Raw genomic sequence first — 16135 nt, 5'->3', positions numbered from 1 at the left:
TCTCTGACTTGTACGGGGATAATATGTCCATGATGGTTGCGCGAGGCTTCAGGTATGCGCGGGTGGCCGGATTCCGTCGACGGCACTTGTTCCTCGTCGTCCAGCGGACAGCATGGCGCGCATCACCTCTTCAAGATGGCCTTAGCCGCGCCTGCCTCCTTGCCGCGAGCGGACTCTAGCCTGGCCGCCATGACGACCGATGACGTTCCCTGACGCACCACAGCGGCGAGGAAGCTCCGTCGCTGCTGAAGGAGTTGTGTGACACGTATGCAGACGCGTACGGCGTCGACCCGGGTGAGGAGAAGACGGCCGCGTTCCACCGACGGGCGGAGAAGCAGTTCTCGCGGCCAGGCTTTGCCCTGGTCGCGGCCCGGACCGTGGGCCGACTGGCCCCTTCTCCGACCCGCGCCCTGCGAGCACCATACAGTCCACAAAGCCCGAAAGATCCAGGCCAGAAGGACGCCCGACCCTTGCCTCAAGATCGTTCGGCAGCGAGGGTGGGCGACATGTCCTCTTCCTGGGTTGCCATCGACTTCGAGACCGCGAACGAGCACCGGGGCAGCCCGTGTGCCGTAGGCATGGCGAAAGTCGTCGACGGCCGCATCACCGATACCTGGGGCACGCTGATCCAGCCGCCTGCTGGCCTGAGCCACTTCAGCGCGTTCAACGTCGCTGTTCACGGCATCACGTCGGACGCGGTGGCAGGCGCGCCCAATTGGAAGGCCACGCTGAGCGAGATCCTCGCGTTTACCAACGATCTCCCGCTGGTGGCACACAATGCCGGCTTCGACATGAGTGTCATACGAGCCGCCTGCACCGCTGAGGGCTTGCCCTGGCCCGAGCTGCGATACACGTGCTCACAGGTCATTGCCCGCCTCACATGGAAGCTACTCTCGTACAGCCTGCCGTACTGCGCTGATGCTGCCGAAATCGTCCTCGGCAACCACCACAATGCCGACGCGGACGCGACAGCATCGGCTGAGGTCATGCTCGCCGCAATGCGCACTGCCGAGGCGGATTCTCTTGACGCCCTCCTGTCCGGCCATCAGGTCCGATGGGGCTGGATGGCACCGGCAGGTGAATGGCAGGGCAGCCACCACAAGGGCCGCAGTGTCGGGGCCCGCACACCCCTACCCGGCGTGAGCCCGGACGCCGACCCGGACGGCGAGCTGTACGGGGCGGCTGTGTGTATCACTGGCACGCTGACATCCATGACCCGTGACGAGGCGTTCCGCAAGCTCGCCGAGGTTGGAGCCCAGCCGGAGAAGAACGTCACCAAGAAAACGAGCATCCTCGTCTCCGCCTCCCAGACCCAGCTCAAGCCCGGCGACGCCCTGAGCGGCAAGGCCAAGAAGGCCCAGGCCCTCCTGGAAACCGGCCAGGAAATCGAGGTCCTGGACGAAGACGAGTTCCTGCGCCGCCTGGGCAGCTGATCCCAGCTGCGTGCTGTAGCCGCTGTCAGGGACCACCCTCGTGCCTTGACCTGCGAGAACAGGCACCGCGTGGTCTCAGATCTGGTCTCATTCGCCCCCGTCCGGTGGGGTCCAACGAGCCACCCGCCAACTGGTCCGCCCCGGGTCAGAACCACCCCGCACCCGCCCGAACCCCCAGAGGAGCATTTGGAAAGCGTGTTGGGGGTAGCCCCTCACGAGTTCGAATCTCGTGTCCTCCGCCAGCCCAGAGGGCCGGACCGCATCAGCGGTCCAGCCCTCTGGCGTTCCCGCGTCGCCGACTTCCCTCTCCGTCGGGGCGGCTTGATCCGTTCCGGGGCACACGGCGTCCGGAAGTGCGGCGTTCGGCCTACCGCGGTTGCACCGGCCGGGCGTGCGGTGCCTCATTGGTTCCAGCGGCCGCCGCCGGCCGGTAAGGAGACCAGGTATGCCACGGGTCGGAGTGAACGGCGTCGAACTCTTCTTCGAAGTGGGCGGGGACGGCGATCCGCTGGTGCTCGTACACGGTTCCTGGAGCGACCACGACAGCTGGGCCCCGGTGCTGCACGCCCTCGCGCTGAGGTTTCGGGTGCTCGTCTACGACAGGCGGGGGCACAGCCAGAGCGAACGCCCACCAGGGCAGGGATCCCGGTTCGAGGACGAGGAAGACCTGGCCGCACTGATCGAGACCCTCGGGTTCGCGCCGGCGTACGTCGCGGGCAACTCCTTCGGCGCCTCGACCGCACTCGGCCTGGCGGCCCGGCGGCCCGAGCTCTTCCGGGGCCTCGTCGCCCACGAGCCCCCGCTCATGGGCATCGTGGCCGGTGATCCCGAGCTGCTGCCGCTGATGGCGGCCACCGGAGAGAAGATCGAATCCGTCCTCGCCCACCTGCGCGCGGACGAGACCCTCGCGGGAGCGCGCCAGTTCGCGGAGGAGATCGCCCTCGGGCCCGGGGCCTGGGACCGTCTGCCGGAACAGCTCCGCGAAACGTTCATCACCAACGCCCCCACCTTCATGGACGAGCAGGCCGACCCGGGGTGGGCGAACCTCGACCTCAGCCGCCTCTCCGGCTACACCGGACCGGCCCTGCTGACGAAGGGAACGGAGAGCCCACCATGGTTTTCCACGATCACCGCCCGACTCTCTCGAGCTCTGCCCCAGGCGGAGACGCACACCTTCGAGGGAGCCGGGCACATCCCCCACATCAGCCACCCGGACGCTTACGCGGAGCGCGTGACCAGCTTCATCGAAGGGAACAACCGGCGTTCATAGTCCCTGCGGCACCTGCCACCCCAGCAGAGGGACACTCCGCGGGATGGTCTGCGGGCGGGGGCCCGTCGGGCGTGCCCAACGGCAAGGCCGACAGAGTCAGAGGAACGCGCGCCGAGTACGACGGAGTCGTCAGCAGTGATGGCAGCGTCCGGATGCCCATACGGCCTGACCGAATGGGCCTAAACAGCACAAAGTGTCGGGAGCCTCTCAGAACCCGCTGTTCTGCGAGATGCTCCGTGCGAGCTGCCCCACAACGTTGAGTACCCCTTGTCCGAAGCTGGTCGGAGCGATCAGCACTCCGAACACCAGCACAATGATCACGGTGAGCTTTTCGTCGAACCGGCTCCGGGCTTCTGTGCGTCGGCGCAGTCGCACGACGATGATGATGGCCAGCAAGAGCGCCACGTTGATGGTCACCCGACGAGTCCCCTCCCCCAGCACTTGCCTTCCCCGCCTTCCTGCATAGCCCGAAGTGGGCACTGCGGCGGCCCTATCAGCAGCGGATGGCGACAGAGCGCCGGTCCAGTGGCTGGATATACGGCACGCCCGCGCTGCATCCCACCGCATCCGTCATCCCGCCCCGCGAGTCAGGACAGGGCAGTCGGGCGACGTGCGGGCGGGATGCGATCCAGCAGATCCCACAGAGGACGGGAGCCTGCCGCCCACTCGCCGAGCAAGCGGCGATCAACGAGGTGGATTCGGTGTTCCTGTCCCCAGGGGACGGCCTTGGAGGTGAAGCGGCCGTTGGTGAGGACGACCGCTATGTCTGCCCCGTGGATCTGTCGAGCGGTGCCATTGACCTGCTGCAGCACTCCGACACCGACGGCGGAGCCCCGGTCTCCGTCCCGCCGGTGTTTGCACTGGATCGCCCAGACACGACCGGCAGGGTCGACAGCACGCACGTCGCAGGCGTTGTCTCCCGCACCCCCCAGCCGCTCTGCCCGACAACCATCCCGCCGCATCAAGTCCCGTATGGCGAACTCGAAGGCGCGGTGATCCAGTACGTCGAGCTCGGCGATGCGCATCCGCAGGGCCTGCGTCCGGGCGCGTTCCCACTCGGCCCGCTGCCGCGCCTGCTGCAGCCAGAGGCCACCGGCGACAGCGGCGCCCACGGCCGCGAGAAGGAGGACCCACCAGTGCGCGAGCAGCCACTGCACAGCTGCAGCCACCATCCCGACCGCCATGACCGTGGCCACCAGCAGGCCAACCCGCTCGTCCTTCTTCCTGGCCCGGCGGGACGCCCGCCGCCGGGCCGTACGCCGTACCGGACGGCGGCTCACCGGACACCGTCGGGCTGAAGAGGGACACCGCCCCACCCGTGTGCCTTCACCCGCACCGCCATGAAGAAACTCCCCCACCAGTTACTGACGTTGGCATGTCACCGCGCAGGTTGTATGAGAGCACGCACCACCGACAATCTGTCCGGACGCGATCACCGGCAGTAGTGGGTTTTCGGTCACTGAAACCCGCAGTCCCATATGGACGACCACCGACTACCAGCGCATTCGCTTGGCCGCCCCATCGGCTTCAGCCGTTTCTCGGCGCACGCCGAACATGGTGCTCTGACTGGCTTGCCGACGGCGGGAGCTGCTTCGACGCTCTCTCGAAGAGTTCACCGGCGCCGGGTTCGCCATCGAACGCCTGGGGGAGGGGACTTCGGGCATGACCACGGCCTCGAGGGCGACAGCGCCACGCTGGCTCCACGTTCATGAGGGACTTCTGTGGCACCGAGTTGCCTGGGCTGCTGACGGGGGCCGGCGTCCATGAAGCGGGAGCGGCCATGGTCGCCCGCGACGTCGCCGATCGCGCCAGGGCTATCGCTGCACTTCCCACCGACTACTTCGATGCACTGGTCACCCCCTTCGTGGAGGAGGTGACCGAGCACAGACCGCTCAGTGCTCCGGCCTGACTCAGGGCAGCAGTAGTCGTTGTCGTATGTAACAGCGCGCTGAAGACTTCCACGCCCTGGACGGGTTCTGGAGTACCCACCTCAGGCTGTGGCCGACAATCCTCTCGCTGGGTTCGACAGGTGCTACCCCAGGGCATGGGCGTGCATGAAGGCCCTGCCCGACCTCATGGCCTCCGGCCAAAGCGAAGCACCTACGAATCTCCGGGCGCCGCTGTCCTGCCCCTGCCAGGGCCTGACGAGAGAGTGCAGGCTAAAGAGAGCACCAACGTCAAGGGCGCCAACGGCTCCGAATCGGTAGTGGCCTCCGCAGTGGATCCGCGAACAGTTGGCGGGCGCGCTGCCGCGTGGGCGGATCCCGTGCCGCGCGGCCCCTACCGCGCCGGCTCCGCCAGTGCGGCGAGCGCGGCGAGCACCTCGGGCCAGGCGGCCGAGCGTGGGTCTATCAGCGCGAAGTGCTCCACCCCCGGCAGCTCGACCAGCGCCACCGGATCCCCCAGCCGCCGGGCCCGGGAGGCGAACGTCCGGCTCATCGCCACCGGAATCTGCTCGTCCGCCGTGCCGTGCACCAGCGTCACCCGCACCCCGGTGGGCAGCAACCACCCCGGATCGGCGGCGGCGTAACGTTCCGGTACGCCCTCGGGCGTCCCCCCGAGCAGCGCCCTCGCCGCCCCCTCGTCGAGGTCCCACAGCGCTGCCAGGGTCGGCGATACACAGCCCGCCAGGCAGAGCACGGCCGCCTCCGTGCGCGCGGAGTGCCATGGCGCGCCCTCCGGCAGCCGGTGCCGGGACGCCGCCCACAGCGCGAGATGGCCGCCCGCCGAATGGCCGACCCAGACCTGCCGGCGTGGATCAGCGCCATGGCGCGCGGCCAGCCCGGCCGTCGCGTCCGCCACCGCCGCGATGTCGTCGAAGGTGCCCGGCCAGCCCCCGCCGGGCGTCCCCGTGCGCCGGTACTCGGCCGCGGCGACCGCGTACCCCGCCGCTGCCAGGGCGTTCGCCATGGGGCGGATGTGCCTGCGGTCGTACTCGGCCCGCCAGAAGCCACCGTGGACGATCAGCACCAGGGGAGCGCCGTCCAGGGGCGCGGGCCACAGATCGACGACCTGGTCCGGGTGGGTCCCATAGGCCAGGGTGCGGTACGGGCGCGGGGCTTGCCGGAAGAGGACCTCCCGGTTCATGGCGCGTCCCCTGTTGATGGCGCCTCGCAGGTTCATGAGGTGTCCCGGCTCATGGCGGACCCACCGGACCGTCCCATTCATGGCTCTTCACCGCATTCCTCCCCGGTCGTCGCGGCCGTTCCGGAGCAAGCCGCGTCCGATCTGGGGTGGACCGCGGCCGTGTGGGTGCTACGTTCCCTGGTTGACAGATCCTCAGTACGTCAAGCCGTCGTCCAGGCGGCGTTTTTGTCACATCAGGAGAACTTGTTTACATGACCGCCACCACCACCGACACCGTCCGCATCCTCGCGATATCCGGAAGCACCCGTACCGCCTCCGTCAACGCCGCCCTCCTGCGCGCGGCCGGTGAACTCGCGGGCACCGAGGTGAAGCTGGAGCTGTGGGACGGCCTCGCCGCCGTCGAGCCCTTCAACGAGGACGACGAGGCCGCGCCGGGCGCCGGTGTGCGGGCGATGCGCGAGGCCATGCTCGCCGCCGACGCCCTGCTGTTCGCCACCCCCGAGTACAACTCCTCGCTGCCCGGCCAGCTGAAGAACGCCCTCGACTGGGCCTCCCGCCCGTACCAGGCCAGCGCCCTGTACGGCAAGACCGCCGCCGTCATCGGCGCCAGCCCCAGCGGCTACGGCGCCAAGTTCGCCCAGGCCGAGCTGCGCAAGGTGCTGACCGCCTGCGGCGTCGACGTCGTCGGCGACGAGCTGTGCGTGGCCAAGGCCCACACCGCCCTCGGCGAGGACGGCCTGCCCGTCGAGGAGGAGCTGCGCGCCTCCCTGACCGCCCTGGTCACGGCCGTCGTGACCAAGGTCCGCGGCTGACCCTCCGCCGACCGGACCCGCCGGGCCGGGCACCTGCCCCGGACCCCGGCCCGGCGGCGTCCGCGGGACGGGCATCCGGCCGGGAATGGCGTGAATCATTCGGTCGCCCCCAGAGGTTGGCCGGATCGTCGCACGCCGTAACCGGCACGGTGGGAACATCATCGGGTCGTCGCGGTGCGCGCTGAGTGAAAGCTGTCGAGCCGAGTGGGACAAGCGCTCGGTCCGGCGCCGCCGCCCGCGCTTCTCGGCGCAGATGTCGCAGGTGTCACGAAGGCGCGGCCGCCCCCTTGAGTTCGGAAACCGGGAGCCGACGTGGCACTGGACCAGGCGTCCATCATCTCCGAGTGGGTCCTGCCCGCCGCCGTCTGCGCACCCGTGGCCTGGGTGTGCCTGGTGTTCCGCTTCCGGGAGGACGGCAGGCTGCTGGGAACGGTGCGCTCCTCGGCGCTGGCGCTGTGCGTCGTGCTGTGGACCTCCGGAATGGCCGCCCTGGCCAGCGGAGTCCTGCTGCCCCTGACCCCCAGCGTGCCCCCGATGGCCGTGGGCGTCGCCACGGGCTGGGGGGTGAGCCCCCGGGGCCGGGGCGGCGAGCGCAACGGCGGCGGCCCCGCCATGGCCGTCCTCACGCTCGGCAACTCCCTGCTGCTCCACCAGCTCGCGCTGCGCCTGCGGGCGGACCGGGCCGACTGGTGCGAGCGGATGGCCGAGGGCTTCCGGGACTGCTGGCACCTCGACTACTTCGCCGACGACATCAGGACGCACCTGCTGCTGCGGGTCGACGTCCAGGGCCGCACGGGCCGGGCCCGGGCCCTCGCCAAGCGCGAGATCAACGAGCGGCACAAGGAGGTGCGGGCGGCGGCCCAGAAATGGATCAACGTGGAGACGAAGGTCAAGAAGGCCGCCCGGCTCCAGGACCGGCTGCCGGAGCCCGATGAGATCCGCCAGGTGAAGCGGGCGTTCGGGGAGGCCGAGTGGTATCTGCGGCATCTGCTGGAGCTCGCGCACGCGCACGGCAAGCGCAGCGACGGGGAGAAGATCCTCGCTCTCAAGGAGCGCTATCTGGTCCCCTCGGACATGGACGAGGCCATGGGCGGCGGGCCGGGTGCGCCGGACGCGGACACCCGGGGCGTTCCCCAGCGTTGACGGGCCCAGCGTTGACGGGCCCAGGGTTGACGGGCCCGGCATCGACGGGCCCGAGGCTGACGGGCCCGGTGCGGCAGGCGGTCGCCCGGTCGCTCAGCGGTGGCGCGTGCGGGCCAGGGGAGAGGCGGGGGCGGTCTCCAGACGGGCGGAAGCGGCGTCGTCGTCCGCGCGGTGGGGCTTGTGGGCGCCGGAGGCGTCCCGGAAGGTGATCTCGATCGTGGCGTCGAGGGATTCGGCGACGGCGGCCAGTGAGCGCAGGGTGAGGTTCTCGTCGCCCGAGAGGATCTGACTGACCCGGCCGGGGGAGACGCCGAGCTGCTCGGCCAGGTCCTTGCGGGTCATGTCCCGTTCGGCGAGCAGGCCGGCCAGCGAGGCCGTCGTCTGCCGGGCGAGCCGGGCTCCCGCCGGCGCCGCGTCGTGTCCGCCTTCGTGACCGCTCCTGCGCCAGGCCATGTCGTCCCCCAACCAGCTCTGTTTCCGGGCTTTCCTTGGGTGCAGCATGCCACCTTTAGCCCTAACTAAAAGACCAGTCTGGCGCAAAGGCCCGTCCGCGACAACCGGGCGGGACCGGTTCCCGCCCGGTGACCAGGCGATACGGGGTTGACGACAACTTTCGGCCAGATCCCGGGAATTCACCCTGGCGGAGGCGTCGCGGGGGCCGCCGCCGGGCGGGGACGGAGACTCTGGTCAACCCCCTTCCCGCCCCCTACGATGCGAACGCTCCCAGTCCTACGGGCCCCGGAAGAGGGCGTGGATTGTCATGCGCATGGCTTGTTTGGGTCGTGTCGCGACCCTCACCGCCGCCAGCCCTCCCGGCCGTCCGGCACAGAGTTACGTCATCACTCCCGCCGCCCAACCGATTGGAGCGCCATGCCCACCGGACTCTTCACCGCGGGCGCGATCGCGACCCTGCTCGCGGCGCCGCTGTCCACGCACAACGCCTCCTCCGTCATCACCAACCCGCCGCCGGACAAGATCGTGATCGAGGTCGCCACGGTCAACGGCTCGGGATGTCCGGCCGGGACCGCCGCCGTCGCGGTCTCGCCCGACAACACGGCCTTCACCGTCACCTACAGCGAATACCTCGCCCAGGTGGGCCTCGGCTCCAAACCCACCGACTTCCGCAAGAACTGCCAGCTCAACCTGAACGTCCACGTCCCCCAGGGCTTCACCTACGCGATCGCCGCCGCCGACTACCGCGGCTACGCCAAGCTCGAGCACGGCGCCTCGGGCACCGAGAAGGCGTCGTACTACTTCCAGGGCTCGCCCGTCACCACCCCGAGCAGCCACACCTTCAAGGGCGCCTACGAGGACAACTGGCAGGCCACCGACAGCGTGCCCATCGCCGCGCTGGTCTGGGCGCCCTGCGGCGAGCTCCGGAACTTCAACATCAACACCGAGCTGCGGGTCAACGCGGGCACCTCCGACCCCACCAAGACCACCAGCTTTATGACCATGGACTCCACGGACGGCAGCCTCAAGACCATCTACCACCTCGCGTGGAAGGAGTGCCCGGCCAGATCCTGACGGGACGCCCCGCCGGGTCCCGCGCCCCGCGCGGGCCCCGGCGGCTCCTGCGACCCCGAGGGACGGCATCGGCCGGGCCGTGGTCTCGCTCACATCGACTTTGCACCCCCGGCACCCCCTCCGGCCTGCGGTTATCGCGTTCCGTGCGGAAGTGGTGACCCATAGGGTATAGACCTGTGACGGAAACGGGGCGAATGTTGGGGGAATCCCTCGCGAAGACCGCCCGCACGGCGCCCCCCGGGCCGTGGCGGGGCACAGGACGACCCGTCGTCCGGCGCCCTTCGCACACCCTCGAACGTCCAGAGCCCGATGCCTGCATTCCGACGCGACACCATGAGTCACTCGCATACGGCCGACGCCATCCCGAGTGCCCACGAGCCGATCGCCGCGTGGACGACCCGTCCCTGGGGATTCCTCGGCGAGTGGGGCCACGGGGTCCCCTGGTGCGTGCACAGCCCGCCGTCCTTCCGGACGGCCCGCCTGACGCCCCCGGGCCCGCCGCCCTCCGGCGCGGTCTCCCTGCCCTCCTCGCCCCGCTCCGTCGCGGCCGCCCGCCGCTTCTCCCGGGGCCTGCTGGCCGAGTGGGGCCTCGACGAGCTCGCCGACGACACCGTCCTGCTCCTGTCGGAGCTGGTCACCAACGCCATCGTCCATGTGCCCGAGGGCGCCGGAGAGGTCCGGCTCGCCCTCAGCCGCACCCCCGCCCAGCTGGTCGTGCAGGTCACCGACGGCGGCGGCCGGCTGCCGCTGTGCGCCGAGGCGGGCCTGGACAGCGAGAACGGCCGGGGTATGTGGCTCGTCGAGCAGCTGGCCGCCGAGTGGGGCCATCACACCTCCGGCGGCGGCAAGACGATCTGGTTCACCCTTCCGCTGCCCGGAGCCGTTCCCCTCGGCTGACCCTCCTGCCCCTTCCCCCCCGCGGCCGCGGCTGCGCGGTGGGCGGGTTCGGAGAGAACATGGAAGACGCTGCGGCGCGGCACGAGGCGAGGCGGGCGAGACGAGGGAGGACCGGGAGACGGACCGGGCGCACACCCGGGCGCGAGGCCGCCGCACCACCCCGAGCGGGCGGAAGGAGGACCTCGGATGGGTACGACCGACGCGTTCCGGCCGGACCCGGGCCGGGCCAGAGGCACCCCCTACGCGCCCGGCAGCCTGCTGGACGTGCTCAGCGTCGCCGCGGTGGTCCTCGACGAGGACGGCCGGATCGTCCTGTGGAGCCCGCAGGCCGAGGAGCTCTTCGGCTGGACCGCCTCCGAGGCCCTGGGCCAGTACGCCGCCCAGCTCCTGGTGGACAAGGAGAACCTCGACGAGGTCCTGCGCCTCTTCGCCAAGGTCATGGGCGGCGGCGGCAGCTGGGCCGGGGTCTTCCCCGCCCGGCACAAGGACGGCGTCACCCGGCTGCTGGAGTTCCGCAACATGCGGCTGGAGGACAAGGACGGCCGGGTCTACGCCCTCGGCATGGCCACCGACCAGGAGATCCTGCGGGACGTCGAGCGGGACCTGGCCCTGTCGCTGCGGCTGGTCGCCCAGTCCCCGATCGGGCTCGCCATCCTCGACACCGAACTGCGGTACGTCATGGTCAACCCGGCCCTGGAACGCATCCACGGCCTGCCCGCCCGGGCCTACGTGGGCCGCCACGTGCGCGAGGCCCTGCCCTTCCTGCCCGCCGCCGAGGCCGACGCGGTGGAACGGGCCATGCGCCGGGTCCTCGCGACCGGCGTCCCCCTGGTCGACCACTTCAGCGTGGGGCCCACCGCCGACGCCGCCGAGGGGGAACGGGCCCGGCTCGTCTCCTGCTACCGGCTGGAGGACCCCGCCGGCCGCCCGATGGGGCTGGCCACCTCGGACGTCGACATCACCGACCGCCACCGGGCCGCCACCGAGGCCCGCCGCAGACTGGCCCTGATCGCCGACGCGTCCGTGCTCATCGGCACCACCCTCGACCTCGACCAGACCGCCCGGGAACTGGCCGAGGTCGTCGTTCCCGGCCTGGCAGACGTGGCGGCCGTCGACATCCTCGACACCGCCCTCCACGGCAACGCCACCCCGCCGGACGAACGGGCCGCCGTCTTCCGGGCCCTCGCCGTCGCCTCGGCCGGCGGCGGTGTCGTCGCCGACGCCGTCGCCGACGCCGTACGGGCGGCCGACCCGCCCGGCGAGATCGCCAGATACGACCCCGACCGCCTGGTCGCCCGGTGCGTGAACACCGCCCGGCCCGTCCGGCTGACCCACGTGGCCCCCGCGGACCTGCGCCGGATCGCCCGCGACGCCACGTCCGCCGAGCTCCTCGGCCGCGCCGGGCTCCACTCCTACCTGGCCGTACCGCTGATCGCCCGGGGCGAGGTGCTCGGCGCCCTGGACCTCAAACGCATCACCAACCCCGAGCCCTTCGGCGAGGACGACGCCGTCCTCGCGGGCGAGCTCGCCGCCCGCGCCGCCGTCTGCATCGACAACGCCCGCTGGTACCAGCGCGAGCGCGCCACCGTCCTCACCCTCCAGCGGAACCTGCTGCCCCAGCGGCCCCAGAACCTCGTCGGCCTGGAGGTCGCCTACCGCTACCAGCCCGCCGGGGCGGCCGTCCAGGTCGGCGGCGACTGGTTCGACGTCATCCCGCAGGAGGGCGCCCGCAGCGCCCTCGTCGTGGGGGACGTCATGGGCAGCGGCATCAACGCCGCCGCGGCCATGGGCCAGCTGCGCACCGCCGCCCGTACGCTCTCCGGCCTCGGCCTCGACCCCGGCCGGGTGCTCCACCACCTCGACCGCACCGCCAGTGGTCTCGACCAGACCATCGCCACCTGCGTCTACGCCGTCTACGACCACCGCGAGGCACGCTGCCGCGTCGCCAACGCCGGCCATCTGCCCCCGGTCCTGATGCGGCCCGGGCTCCGGCCCGTCCTGCTGGACCTGCCCACGGGCGCGCCGCTGGGCGTGGGCGGCGTCCCCTTCGAGAGCGTCGGCGTGCCGCTCGCCCCCGGCGACCAGCTCATCCTCTACACCGACGGACTGGTCGAGACCCGCGACGAGGACATCGACACCCGCCTCGAGGTCCTCGTCGACCTCCTCGACCGCCACCGGCTCGACCTGGAGGCCACCTGCGACCTGCTGCTCACCGAGCTCCGCGAGGACAACGACCAGGATGACGTCGCCCTGCTCATCGCCCGGGTCCGCAGCTCGTTGTAGAGTGAAGGGACAGCCCTTGACCTGCAACAACGCGGGCAGGGAGCCGAGTTCCAGGAGTAGCCGAGCATGCCCATGCTGCGCACCATGATGAAGTCCAAGATCCATCGCGCCACCGTCACCCAGGCCGACCTCCACTACGTCGGTTCGGTGACCATCGACGGCGATCTGATGGAAGCCGCCGATCTGCTGCCCGGCGAGAAGGTCGACATCGTCGACATCGACAACGGCGCCCGTCTGTCGACCTACGTCATCGAGGGCCCGCGCGGCTCCGGCGTGCTCGGCATCAACGGCGCGGCGGCCCGGCTGATCAGCCCCGGCGACCTCGTCATCATCATCGCCTACGGCACCATGGACGACGCCGAGGCCCGTACCTTCCAGCCGAGCGTCGTCTTCGTCGACGAGCGGAACCGGGCCGTCGACCTGGGCAGCGACCCGGCCGCGGTTCCGGAGGGGTCGGGGCTCTCGCGGGGGGATCTGGTCGCGGGCTGAGGTTCTACGCCTATTGCGTTTCGGCGGCCCGGGCTATCGCCCGGGCCGTTGCCCGTCCGGCCGCGAGTACGCCGGGGTTCTCGCTCGACCGGCAGCGGCCCGCCGCCGGGTCGTACTCCGTCATGATCACGCCCGCGTGGTCCGTCACCGGCTCCTCCAGTGCCACTGGCCAGTGGCGTGCGGCCAGGGCGTCCCGCAGCTCCCGTGAGCGCGCGGCCGGGATCAGGGCGTCCGCCGTGCCGTGCACCAGGGTGATCATCGGTGCGGGTGTCGCCTCGGCGAGGCCGGTCGCCTCGGTCAGGTCGGTCAGGTCGGCCAGGGGGACCGTGCCCGTCGTCCGGTTCGGGAGGTCATAACGCGAAGCGATGCTCACCACGGCCATCGGACGGTGGCCGGCGGCGACCTCGGGACGCAGTGCGACGCCCACCGCGGCCGAACCGCCGGCCGACCAGCCCGCCAGCACGAGCCGCTCCGGATCGCCCCCGAGCTCCGCCGCCCGCGCCCGCGCGAACTCCAGCGACGCCAGCAACTGCGCCCGGCCGCCGTCCGGCTCGTCGGAACGCCAGTCGGGCACGAGGACGAGCAGCCCCTCGCGCGCGACCGCCTCGGCCAACGGCCGCATGACGTCCCGCTCGTCGGGGCCGACCCCGTGCCAGAGCAGTACGACGGGCGGCCGGCCGGCACCCGGCGCGGGGCGGTGGACGTCGAGGGACTTGCCGTGCGGCATGGTGACCGTCTCGGCGCTCGGGGCGGGGCTGGCGGCGGTCACGGTGCTTCTCGTGGTTCTTTCCGGTCGTGCTGGAGGCGGTCGTGCTGGAGGCGTCAGGCCCGCTGTTCGGGCGGGGTGGCGCGGTTCGTCGGAAGGCCCTCCAACTCGCGTACGCGCTCGATCACTTCGTTGATGGAGTGCAGGCTCTCCGCCGACAGCCCGGCCGCGCGCAGCGCCACGCGCTGGACCTGCGGTTCGCGCAGCGCCACCAGGAGGCCCAGGTCGGCGTTGACCGTCTCCGTCACCTGGTCGTCGAAGAAATAGGCCGGGGGCACGCCGAAGAACTTCGCCAGCGCCTCCACATGCCGCAGCGTCGGATTGCTGCGCTGCCCCTTCCGCAACAGCCAGATGTAGCTGCCGGAGATCGACACGCCCCCGGCGGTGATCGCCCGCGCCACTTCCTCCGTGGTGTACGGCTCCCGGCCGTCGGGCACCACTGTCCGGAAGAGGTGGTTCAGCTTGTCCGCCAGCGTCCGGGCGGCCCTGGCTTCGGAATCGTTCATGATCGCACCTCCCTCCCGCGGTCAATCTAGCTTACGGGCCGACGCGCGCCGCCACGTGCCGAGTCGTGCACGGTCATGTGCCGGGGCGCATAACGCGGTTGACAGCGAGCGCGCTCGCTGCCTAGCGTCCTCGGTGTCGGCGGATCGACTGGTGTTGGACAGCCCGAGAGGGCGGTCGGTCACCAGTTGGCGGGGGCGGGGCCTTGCGGCACCGTGTCCACCGGGCCTGATCCGCCGTCGGCCGGAGGTTCTTCTGGAGGGGGTTTCGTGACGGTTCCGGGGCCGGATCAGCGGCACACCGTCGTACTTCCCCTCACATCCCTGCTGCCCGCGGCGTCACCGCGGCTGTCGGGGGAGGACCCCCGTCACGTCCAGGCCATCGCCCGGCTGGACAGCCCCCTGCCGCCCATCGTCGTCCACCGCGCCACCCTGCGGGTCGTCGACGGAATGCACCGGCTGCGAGCCGCTCGTCTACGGGGGGATGAGCGGATCGCGGTCCGGTTCTTCGAGGGCAGCGAGGAGGACGCGTTCGTCCACGCGGTCCGGGCGAACACCCGGCCGGGTGGTCTTCCCCTCACCCGGGCGGACCGGTCGGCCGCCGCCGAGCGCATCATCCGGAGCCATCCACACTGGTCGGACCGGCTGATCGCATCGGCGGCGGGCCTGGCCGCCAGCACGGTGGCCTCCCTGCGCCGCCGCACCGGCCACCCCGCCCCACCCGCCACGACCCGCACCGGCCGCGACGGCCGGGTCCGCCCGCTCAACGCGGCGGACGGCCGGCGCCGCGCCGGAGCGCTCATCGCCGCCCGGCCCGAGGCGAGCCTCCGCGAGATCGCCCACGACGCCGGCATCGCCGTCGGCACCGCGCGCGACGTCCGGCTGCGGCTGGCGCTCGGGCAGGATCCGGTGCCCAAGAAACTGCGGGACGCGGAGCGGCGGGATACGGGTGCTCCTCATGTTCCTCGTGCGGGTGCTCCCACTTCCCCTGCGGGGGACGTCGCGGCCGTCGCCACCGCGTCGGTCGCCACGGCGACGCGTGACGCCTCGTCCTCCCTGTCGAGGCTCCACATGGACCCCTCGCTCCGGCTCACCGACGGCGGTCGCACCCTGCTGCGCCTGCTCAACGCCCACGCCATGGGCGGCGACCGCTGGCGCCGGCTCCTCGACGCGGTGCCCGCCCACCGGCGGCAGTCCGTGGCCCAGGCCGCCCGGCACTGTGCCGCGTCCTGGCTGCGCTTCGCCACCGAGCTCGAGCGCCAAGCCGGGTGACGGTGGCGGTGGCGGAGGCCGTGGCGGTCACGGCGGCGGTGGCCGTGGCGGCGCACAGGCCTGTACGCACAGCCCGCCGGCACCGGCCGTGCGGGGATCAGAGCACGCACGCGGCTCCGCCGCGCACACGGGGGCAGGTACAGCGATGAGCACCGGGACGGTGACCGGCACGACCACGATCACGACCACGACCGGTGCGGGGGCCTCGCAGGGCGCGCCCCGGGGCGCCGCCCCTGTCTCGCTGGCTCTGCTGGGGCCCGTGGCCGCCGGTGTCGGCGGGCGGTCCGTCGCTGTCGACGGGCGCAGACAGCGTGTTGTTCTGTCTTTGCTCGCTCTCGCCCGGGGGCGGGTGGTTTCCGTCCGCACTCTCGCCGACGCGATCTGGGGCGAACGGTCGCCCCTGTCCGCGCGTCCTCAGATCGCCCTGTGCGTCCGGGCGTTGCGTGCGGTGTTCCGGGCCGCCGGGCATGTGGAGCCGCTCATCGTCGGGGCTCCTTCGGGATACCGGTTGTGTGTCGAGCACGTCGGTGTTGACGTGCTCGATTTTGATGCGCTGGTCGACGTGGCCGCTTCGGCTGGTGCCGAGGAGGCCGGTGAGTTGTACCGGCGCGCCCTCGGGCTGTGGCGGGGGCCGGCGCTGGACGGGGTGGGCG

The 16135-nt window shown here is 71.4% G+C and carries 17 protein-coding genes; 11 read left to right on the top strand and 6 right to left on the bottom strand.

The features are described 5' to 3' along the window. The first annotated feature begins 506 nt into the window (after positions 1 to 506). Positions 507 to 1433, top strand: coding sequence for an exonuclease domain-containing protein (locus tag K6I33_RS07780; RefSeq protein WP_229349177.1), 927 nt, complete (start codon positions 507 to 509; stop codon positions 1431 to 1433). A gap of 445 nt (positions 1434 to 1878) precedes the next feature. Continuing rightward, positions 1879 to 2703: an alpha/beta fold hydrolase gene (locus K6I33_RS07775; RefSeq protein ID WP_229349175.1), complete on the top strand. Its 825-nt coding sequence runs from the start codon at positions 1879 to 1881 to the stop codon at positions 2701 to 2703. 207 nt (positions 2704 to 2910) lie between these two features. Here the strand turns inward: K6I33_RS07775 and K6I33_RS07770 are convergent, their stop codons facing one another. Beyond that, positions 2911 to 3120: a hypothetical protein gene (locus K6I33_RS07770; protein ID WP_229349173.1), complete on the bottom strand. Its 210-nt coding sequence runs from the start codon at positions 3118 to 3120 to the stop codon at positions 2911 to 2913. Positions 3121 to 3290: 170 nt separating this feature from the next. After that, on the bottom strand, positions 3291 to 3665 hold the full coding sequence (locus K6I33_RS36265) for a restriction endonuclease (RefSeq protein ID WP_308297082.1): 375 nt from the start codon (positions 3663 to 3665) through the stop codon (positions 3291 to 3293). Positions 3666 to 4411: 746 nt separating this feature from the next. On the opposite strand from K6I33_RS36265, the gene K6I33_RS07760 reads away from it, so the two are divergent. Further along, positions 4412 to 4612 carry a hypothetical protein gene (locus tag K6I33_RS07760; protein ID WP_229349171.1) on the top strand — a complete coding sequence of 67 codons (201 nt, stop codon included), beginning with the start codon at positions 4412 to 4414 and terminating at the stop codon, positions 4610 to 4612. 371 nt (positions 4613 to 4983) lie between these two features. Here K6I33_RS07760 and K6I33_RS07755 read toward each other — a convergent pair whose 3' ends face one another. Beyond that, on the bottom strand, positions 4984 to 5826 hold the full coding sequence (locus K6I33_RS07755) for a S9 family peptidase (protein WP_229349170.1): 843 nt from the start codon (positions 5824 to 5826) through the stop codon (positions 4984 to 4986). A gap of 215 nt (positions 5827 to 6041) precedes the next feature. Here K6I33_RS07755 and K6I33_RS07750 point away from each other — a divergent pair, with 215 nt between their 5' ends. Both K6I33_RS07750 and K6I33_RS07745 read left to right on the top strand, forming a co-directional pair. Then, positions 6042 to 6602: an NADPH-dependent FMN reductase gene (locus tag K6I33_RS07750; protein ID WP_229349168.1), complete on the top strand. Its 561-nt coding sequence runs from the start codon at positions 6042 to 6044 to the stop codon at positions 6600 to 6602. A gap of 312 nt (positions 6603 to 6914) precedes the next feature. Beyond that, complete coding sequence (locus tag K6I33_RS07745) at positions 6915 to 7745, top strand: hypothetical protein (RefSeq protein ID WP_229349166.1); 831 nt, start codon at positions 6915 to 6917, stop codon at positions 7743 to 7745. 93 nt (positions 7746 to 7838) lie between these two features. Here the strand turns inward: K6I33_RS07745 and K6I33_RS07740 are convergent, their stop codons facing one another. Next, the gene (locus tag K6I33_RS07740) at positions 7839 to 8198 is read right to left on the bottom strand and encodes a helix-turn-helix domain-containing protein (RefSeq protein WP_229349164.1); all 360 of its coding nucleotides are present in this window, start codon (positions 8196 to 8198) and stop codon (positions 7839 to 7841) included. A 417-nt stretch (positions 8199 to 8615) separates the two neighbouring features. Between K6I33_RS07740 and K6I33_RS07735 the strand changes: the two genes are divergently transcribed. The 4 genes from K6I33_RS07735 to panD all read left to right on the top strand — a co-directional run bounded on the left by K6I33_RS07735 (position 8616) and on the right by panD (position 12941). After that, entirely contained in the window at positions 8616 to 9272 is a 657-nt protein-coding gene (locus K6I33_RS07735) for a DUF4360 domain-containing protein (RefSeq protein WP_229349162.1), read from the top strand. A 333-nt stretch (positions 9273 to 9605) separates the two neighbouring features. Further along, positions 9606 to 10169 carry an ATP-binding protein gene (locus tag K6I33_RS07730; protein WP_229349160.1) on the top strand — a complete coding sequence of 188 codons (564 nt, stop codon included), beginning with the start codon at positions 9606 to 9608 and terminating at the stop codon, positions 10167 to 10169. Positions 10170 to 10355: 186 nt separating this feature from the next. Further along, the gene (locus K6I33_RS07725) at positions 10356 to 12452 is read left to right on the top strand and encodes a SpoIIE family protein phosphatase (RefSeq protein WP_229349158.1); all 2097 of its coding nucleotides are present in this window, start codon (positions 10356 to 10358) and stop codon (positions 12450 to 12452) included. Between the two features lie 72 nt (positions 12453 to 12524). Further along, on the top strand, positions 12525 to 12941 hold the full coding sequence (panD, locus tag K6I33_RS07720) for an aspartate 1-decarboxylase (RefSeq protein ID WP_229349202.1): 417 nt from the start codon (positions 12525 to 12527) through the stop codon (positions 12939 to 12941). Between the two features lie 10 nt (positions 12942 to 12951). Here the strand turns inward: panD and K6I33_RS07715 are convergent, their stop codons facing one another. Next, on the bottom strand, positions 12952 to 13710 hold the full coding sequence (locus K6I33_RS07715; RefSeq protein WP_229349156.1) for an alpha/beta hydrolase: 759 nt from the start codon (positions 13708 to 13710) through the stop codon (positions 12952 to 12954). Between the two features lie 53 nt (positions 13711 to 13763). Further along, entirely contained in the window at positions 13764 to 14213 is a 450-nt protein-coding gene (locus K6I33_RS07710; protein ID WP_229349154.1) for a helix-turn-helix domain-containing protein, read from the bottom strand. 267 nt (positions 14214 to 14480) lie between these two features. Between K6I33_RS07710 and K6I33_RS07705 the strand changes: the two genes are divergently transcribed. Together K6I33_RS07705 and K6I33_RS07700 are read left to right on the top strand one after the other, a co-directional pair. Then, on the top strand, positions 14481 to 15482 hold the full coding sequence (locus tag K6I33_RS07705; RefSeq protein ID WP_229349152.1) for a streptomycin biosynthesis protein: 1002 nt from the start codon (positions 14481 to 14483) through the stop codon (positions 15480 to 15482). A gap of 160 nt (positions 15483 to 15642) precedes the next feature. Beyond that, on the top strand, positions 15643 to 16135 hold a 493-nt coding region (locus tag K6I33_RS07700), incomplete at its 3' end, for a winged helix-turn-helix domain-containing protein (RefSeq protein WP_229349150.1).

The sequence above is a fragment of the Streptomyces sp. UNOB3_S3 genome (assembly GCF_020740895.1).
GTDB lineage: Bacteria > Actinomycetota > Actinomycetes > Streptomycetales > Streptomycetaceae > Streptomyces.
This window is presented reverse-complemented; position numbering and strand designations above follow the sequence as displayed.

Excerpts from the sequence above, each read along its gene's own strand:
- K6I33_RS07750 (WP_229349168.1), top strand. The coding sequence starts at position 6,042 with ATGACCGCCACCACCACCGACACCGTCCGCATCCTCGCGATATCCGGA.
- K6I33_RS36265 (WP_308297082.1), bottom strand. The coding sequence starts at position 3,665 with ATGCGGCGGGATGGTTGTCGGGCAGAGCGGCTGGGGGGTGCGGGAGAC.
- K6I33_RS07710 (WP_229349154.1), bottom strand. The coding sequence starts at position 14,213 with ATGAACGATTCCGAAGCCAGGGCCGCCCGGACGCTGGCGGACAAGCTG.
- K6I33_RS07725 (WP_229349158.1), top strand. The coding sequence starts at position 10,356 with ATGGGTACGACCGACGCGTTCCGGCCGGACCCGGGCCGGGCCAGAGGC.
- K6I33_RS07780 (WP_229349177.1), top strand. The coding sequence starts at position 507 with ATGTCCTCTTCCTGGGTTGCCATCGACTTCGAGACCGCGAACGAGCAC.
- panD (WP_229349202.1), top strand. The coding sequence starts at position 12,525 with ATGCTGCGCACCATGATGAAGTCCAAGATCCATCGCGCCACCGTCACC.
- K6I33_RS07760 (WP_229349171.1), top strand. The coding sequence starts at position 4,412 with ATGAGGGACTTCTGTGGCACCGAGTTGCCTGGGCTGCTGACGGGGGCC.
- K6I33_RS07755 (WP_229349170.1), bottom strand. The coding sequence starts at position 5,826 with ATGAACCTGCGAGGCGCCATCAACAGGGGACGCGCCATGAACCGGGAG.
- K6I33_RS07775 (WP_229349175.1), top strand. The coding sequence starts at position 1,879 with ATGCCACGGGTCGGAGTGAACGGCGTCGAACTCTTCTTCGAAGTGGGC.
- K6I33_RS07730 (WP_229349160.1), top strand. The coding sequence starts at position 9,606 with ATGAGTCACTCGCATACGGCCGACGCCATCCCGAGTGCCCACGAGCCG.
- K6I33_RS07740 (WP_229349164.1), bottom strand. The coding sequence starts at position 8,198 with ATGGCCTGGCGCAGGAGCGGTCACGAAGGCGGACACGACGCGGCGCCG.
- K6I33_RS07735 (WP_229349162.1), top strand. The coding sequence starts at position 8,616 with ATGCCCACCGGACTCTTCACCGCGGGCGCGATCGCGACCCTGCTCGCG.